At 71.9% G+C, this 5,217-nt stretch carries 4 protein-coding genes and 1 pseudogene; 1 reads left to right on the forward strand and 4 read right to left on the reverse strand.

Annotated elements, in window-relative coordinates:
• A partial coding sequence (gene metH, locus Q1K57_RS01915; RefSeq protein ID WP_300078398.1) for a methionine synthase occupies positions 1 to 2,985 on the reverse strand: 2,985 nt, incomplete at its 3' end.
• Positions 2,986 to 3,041: 56 nt separating this feature from the next.
• Between metH and Q1K57_RS01920 the strand changes: the two genes are divergently transcribed.
• A complete protein-coding gene (locus tag Q1K57_RS01920; protein ID WP_300078401.1) occupies positions 3,042 to 3,827 on the forward strand; it encodes a PAC2 family protein in 786 nt (261 codons plus the stop codon).
• Positions 3,828 to 3,857: 30 nt separating this feature from the next.
• Here Q1K57_RS01920 and Q1K57_RS01925 read toward each other — a convergent pair whose 3' ends face one another.
• The 3 genes and pseudogenes from Q1K57_RS01925 to Q1K57_RS01935 form a co-directional block, all read right to left on the reverse strand.
• Entirely contained in the window at positions 3,858 to 4,250 is a 393-nt protein-coding gene (locus tag Q1K57_RS01925) for a hypothetical protein (RefSeq protein ID WP_300078404.1), read from the reverse strand.
• A 32-nt stretch (positions 4,251 to 4,282) separates the two neighbouring features.
• Complete coding sequence (locus tag Q1K57_RS01930) at positions 4,283 to 5,110, reverse strand: lysophospholipid acyltransferase family protein (protein ID WP_300078407.1); 828 nt, start codon at positions 5,108 to 5,110, stop codon at positions 4,283 to 4,285.
• A pseudogene (locus Q1K57_RS01935) lies at positions 5,098 to 5,217 on the reverse strand (ribulose-phosphate 3-epimerase); the annotation flags it as partial. The pseudogene Q1K57_RS01935 and the gene Q1K57_RS01930, both read right to left, overlap by 13 nt.

Genomic DNA, 5,217 nt, shown 5'->3' on the forward strand with positions numbered 1-5,217 from the left:
GAGATCGTCGCCCTCGCTGTGGCAGGGCCAGTAGCCGTACACCACCGCGAACTCGCCGATGCGGTCGGTCTGGATGCGGTCGAGCCATCGACGCAGGCGAGGGACGCCCTCCGCCTCGACCAGCTCGTCGTAGGACGCCCCGTCGCGGCTGCCGCGCAAGCCCCACTGGCCCATGAAGGTGGCCCGGTGGTCGAGCCACTCGGCCACCTCGGCCAGCTTGACGCCCTTCACGACCCGGCTGCCCCAAAACGGCGGCGTCGGCACGTCGATGCCCCGGGCGACGTCGGAGCGGACGACATCGGAGCGGACAGGGCGGCCGGGTGCGCCGTCGTCGGTCGCGGGGCTGGTGCCGACAGGCTCGCCCTCCTGCGGGCGTGGCCTGACGCGCCGCTCCCGGGGAGCGGGCAGGGCCGTGGCGTCGCCGCGCTTGACGGCCATGACGGCGTCCATGAGGGAGAGCCCCTCGAACGCGTCCCGCGCGTAGCGAACCTCGCCGGAGAACATCTGGTTGAGGTCCTGCTCGACGTAGGCGCGCGTGAGCGCCGCGCCGCCCAGCAGGACCGGCGTCTGGACGAGTCCGCGCGCCTGCAGTTCGGCCAGGTTGTCGCGCATCACGACCGTCGATTTCACCAGGAGCCCCGACATGCCGATCGCGTCGGCGTTGTGCGCGAGGGCGGCTTCGATGATGGTCCCCACCGGCTGCTTGATGCCGAGGTTCACCACCGTGTAGCCGTTGTTGGTGAGGATGATGTCGACGAGGTTCTTGCCGATGTCGTGGACGTCGCCCTTCACGGTGGCGAGCACGATGGTGCCCTTGCCGGCGGCGTCCGTCTTCTCCATGTGAGGCTCGAGGTGGGCGACCGACTTCTTCATCACCTCGGCGGAAGCGAGCACGAACGGCAGTTGCATCTGGCCCGAGCCGAACAGTTCCCCGACGGTCTTCATGCCGGCCAGCAGGTCGTCGTTCACGATCGCGAGCGCGGACTTGGTGGCGAGCGCCTCGTCCAGGTCGTCGCCGAGGCCCTTGTCGTCAGCGTCCACGATGCGGCGCTGCAGGCGCTCGGCGAGCGGAAGGGCGGCCAGCTCGGCCGCGCGCGCTTCTTTGGCGCCGCTCGTCGTGACTCCCTCGAACAGTTCCAGGAACCGGGCGAGCGGGTCGTAGCCGTCGGCGCGCCGGTCGTACACCAAGTCGAGCGCCACGCGGCGCTGCTCCTCCGGGATGCGCGCCATAGGCACGATGCGGGACGGGTGCACGATGGCTGAGGTGAGGCCGGCCTCGACGCATTCGTGCAGGAACACCGAGTTGAGCACGACGCGGGCGGCCGGGTTGAGCCCGAAGCTCACGTTGGAGACGCCCAGCGTCGTCTGGACGTCGGGGTGCCGGCGGCGGATCTCGCGGATCGCCTCGATCGTCTCGATCGCGTCGCGGCGGGTCTCCTCCTGGCCGGTCGCGATGGGGAACGTGAGGCAGTCGACGATGATGTCGGCCACGGACAGGCCGTAGTCGGCAGCGAGCGTGGCGATGAGCCGCTCGGCGACGCGCACCTTCCACTCCGTCGTGCGCGCCTGACCCTCCTCGTCGATCGTCAGCGCCACGACCGCGGCGCCGTGTTCGACCACCATCGGCATGACCGTGCGGAAACGCGAGCCGGGGCCGTCGCCGTCCTCGAAGTTGACCGAGTTGATGATCGCCCGGCCAGCCACGGCTTCGAGACCCGCCTCGATGACGGGCGGCTCGGTCGAGTCGAGCATCACCGGCAGGGGTACGGCCGTATTCACCCGCTCGGCCAGGGCGCGCATGTCGGCGACGCCGTCGCGGCCCACGTAGTCGACGCACAGGTCGAGCAGGTGCGCACCCTCGCGCGACTGGCCCTTCGCGATGTCCAGGCAGGCGTCCCAGTCGCCGGCGAGCATGGCCTCGCGGAACGCTTTCGAGCCGTTCGCGTTCGTCCGCTCGCCCACGCTCAGGTAGCTCGTGTCCTGCCGCAGCGGGACGTCGGCGTACAGGCTCGAGACCGCGCCACCCACCGGCGCCGAGAGCCCCGGCCGGTCGGTCGCGAGCGGACGGCCGCCGACGGCGTCCGCGAGTTGCCGGATGTGCTCGGGCGTGGTGCCGCAACAGCCGCCGACGACGTTCAACCCGAACTCGGCGACGTACTGCGTGAGGGCGGCCGTGAAGCCTTCGGGACCCAGCGGGTAGACCGCGCCGTCGGCGGTCAACTCGGGCAGGCCGGCGTTGGGCATGCACCCGACGCCGATGCGGGCATGGCGGCTGAGATGGCGCAGGTGCTCGCTCATCTCGGCCGGGCCGGTGGAGCCGTTGAGGCCGATCACGTCGACGCCGAGCGGCGCGAGCGAGGTGAGCGCGGCGCCGATCTCGGAGCCGAGCAACATGGTGCCGTTCGTCTCGACGCTCACGTTGACGAGGACGGGGATGTCGCGCCCGGCGGCCGCCTGGGCGCGGTGCGCCGCCTGGACCGCCGCCTTCGCCTGGAGGAGGTCTTGGCACGTCTCGATCTGGACGCCGTCGATGCCGCCCGCAAGCATGGCCTCCACCTGCACCTGGTAGGCGTCGCGGAGCGCCCGGAAACCCACGTGCCCGAGGCTCGGCAGCTTCGTGCCCGGCCCGACGGACCCGAGCGCCCAGCGCGGGCGTTCGGGTGTGGACGCCGCGTCCGCAGCCCGCCGGGCGATGCGGGCGCCCGCCTCGGCGAGCTCGGCGATGCGGTCGGCGATGGCGTACTCCCCCAGCGCCGACAGGTTGGCGCCGAAGGTGTTGGCGGTGACGAAGTCGGCGCCCGCGGCGAAGTAGGCGGCGTGGATGGCCTCGACCACATCGGGGCGCGTCACGTTGAGGATCTCGTTGCAGCCCTCGAGCCCGGCGAAGTCGTCGAGCGTGAGGTCGTAGCCCTGGAGCATCGTCCCCATGCCTCCGTCGGCCACCACGACACGGCTCGACAAGGCGGCACGCAAGCTCTGGGTCACCGGGCAAGGATAGGCGATCGGCCGTGGCGCCAACGGGCGCCGCTAGAGTGGCGGACATGGGTCCCGTCGAGTTGCACCACCTCCGGCGCCCCGTCGTCCTCGCCGCCTTCAGCGGCTGGAACGACGCGGGAGACGCCGCCACCGGCGTCCTCGATCACCTCACCGACACGTGTGACACCGAATTCGTGTTCGCGCTGGATCCCGACGACTACTACGACTTCACCGAGAACCGGCCGGTGCTCGTCCGCGACGAAGACGGGGAGCGCACGCTCCAGTGGGCGACGACCGAGGTCCTCCTCGCCCGGTTGGCGGACCGCGACCTGCTGCTCATCAGCGGTCCGGAACCGAACCTGCGGTGGAAGGCGTTCTGCGCTGCGCTGGTGTCCCTGCTGCGCTCGGTGCGGCCCGAGCACGTAGTCGTCATGGGCGCGATGCTGGCCGACGCGCCGCACAGCCGGCCGATCCCGATCACCGAGAACGGCACCGACTACGAGGGCCCCTCGGGCATCGTCGGCGTCCTCGCGGGCGCCTGCCGCGAGGCGGGCTTCGACGTGACGTCGGTGTGGGCGTCCGTGCCCCACTACGTGGCCGACCCGCCGAACCCGAAGGCGACACTCGCGCTGCTCGGCTGGGTGGCCGACGTCATCGACACCCCCTTCGACGTGGGCGACCTGCCCCAGGCGGCGGCCACATGGGAGGGCCGGGTGAACGAACTGCTCACCGAGGAGACCGACATCGCCGGATACGTCGGCAAGCTCGAGGAGCGCTACGACACGGCCGAGGCGACGGGCGAGCAGATCGCCCTGCAGTTCGAACGCTACCTGCGCCGCCGCGAGCGCTGAGGCCCACGGCGGCGCGGCCGGGAGCGGTGCTCAGGCGAGCGCGGCCCGGATCGTGTCGATGGCCTCCTGCTCGGCCGGCGAGACGCCCTTGGACGCCTCGGCCACCTGCTGGATGCCCGCGTTGACGACGCCCTTGAGAGCGTCGGCCTCGGCCGGATCCTTCGCAGCCACGAGATCGACGGCGGCCTTGAGATCGGAGCCCACCGTGGCATCGAACTGCTCCTTGGTCTCGCGCTCGGGCATGATGAGCCCGCCGGAGAGCAGCTCACGCACGGGCTCCGGAGCCTCGGAGAGAGCCTTGGCCCCCGCTGCGCTCTCCGAGAACGCGGCGAAGAAGCCGGGGTCGGCCTGCGAGACGTAGGCGAGGGCGCCCAGCACCGCGCGCCGTACCTGTTCCTTTTCCTGATCGGTGTATTCAGCCATGGCGCCATGATCCACGACCACACCGGTCGTTGTCACCCCTTGTCAGCGTCCGAGTCAACGTCCGAAGGTGCGGTGGGTGGCGCTGTCCGCGGCACGCGGGCGCCCACGCGCGGGTCCCACACGGCACCCGGACGCCGCTCCCCCCGCAGCTGCTCCACGAGGGTCGTCACGGCGTCCATGATCCGCGTCGTCGCCTCGCGCAGGGCGGCGGCGTCCTCGTCGCGCCCGGCCAGGTCGTCGAGCGGCACCGGGTCGCCCATGGCGATGCGGATGCGCTGCCCGGGCCGGGGGAAGGTGAGCGTGCGGCCGGGCATGACGCGGTGGGTGCCCCAGTGGCCGACCGGGATGACCGGCGCTCCGGTGGCCAGCGCCAGCCGCGCGACACCGGTGCGGCCCTGTTGCGGCCAGAGATCCGGGTCGTGGGTGCGGCCGCCCTCGGGGTAGATGACGATGCACTCGCCCCGCTCCAGCGCCGCCCGCGCATGGACGAGGGCGTCCTTGGCGCGCACGCTGTTGCGCTCCACAGGGATCTGGCGGCAGCGGCGGCCGAGCCAACCGATCGGGAAGACCTTCCACAGTTCCGCTTTGCCGAGGTAGCGGGGCCAACGGCCCGACCAGATCAGATAACGGCCCACCGCCACCACATCGACGTAGCTCACGTGGTTGGCCGCGACGATGACGGGGTGACCCGCCGGGGGAAGCTGCGCGGCGGCGTCCCACTCCTCGCGCGTGAACAGGCGCAGCGCAGCCCGCACGACGTGCGCGAGGTGACGGTAGGTGGCGGGCTCCCCGGCCGGCGTCCGGGTGCGCAGCGGCGCACGGCTGCGATCGGACGCCGCCGCCCGGCTCAGTGCGCGCATCGGGCCTCCGCCACGTCGGCGAGGCTGCGGACCATCGCGTCGGGGTCATCGGCGGAGAACACGGCCGAGCCCGCGACGAAGACGTCGGCGCCGGCGTCCACGCACTG

The sequence above is a fragment of the Propioniciclava sp. genome (genome assembly GCF_029977985.1).
GTDB lineage: Bacteria > Actinomycetota > Actinomycetes > Propionibacteriales > Propionibacteriaceae > Propioniciclava.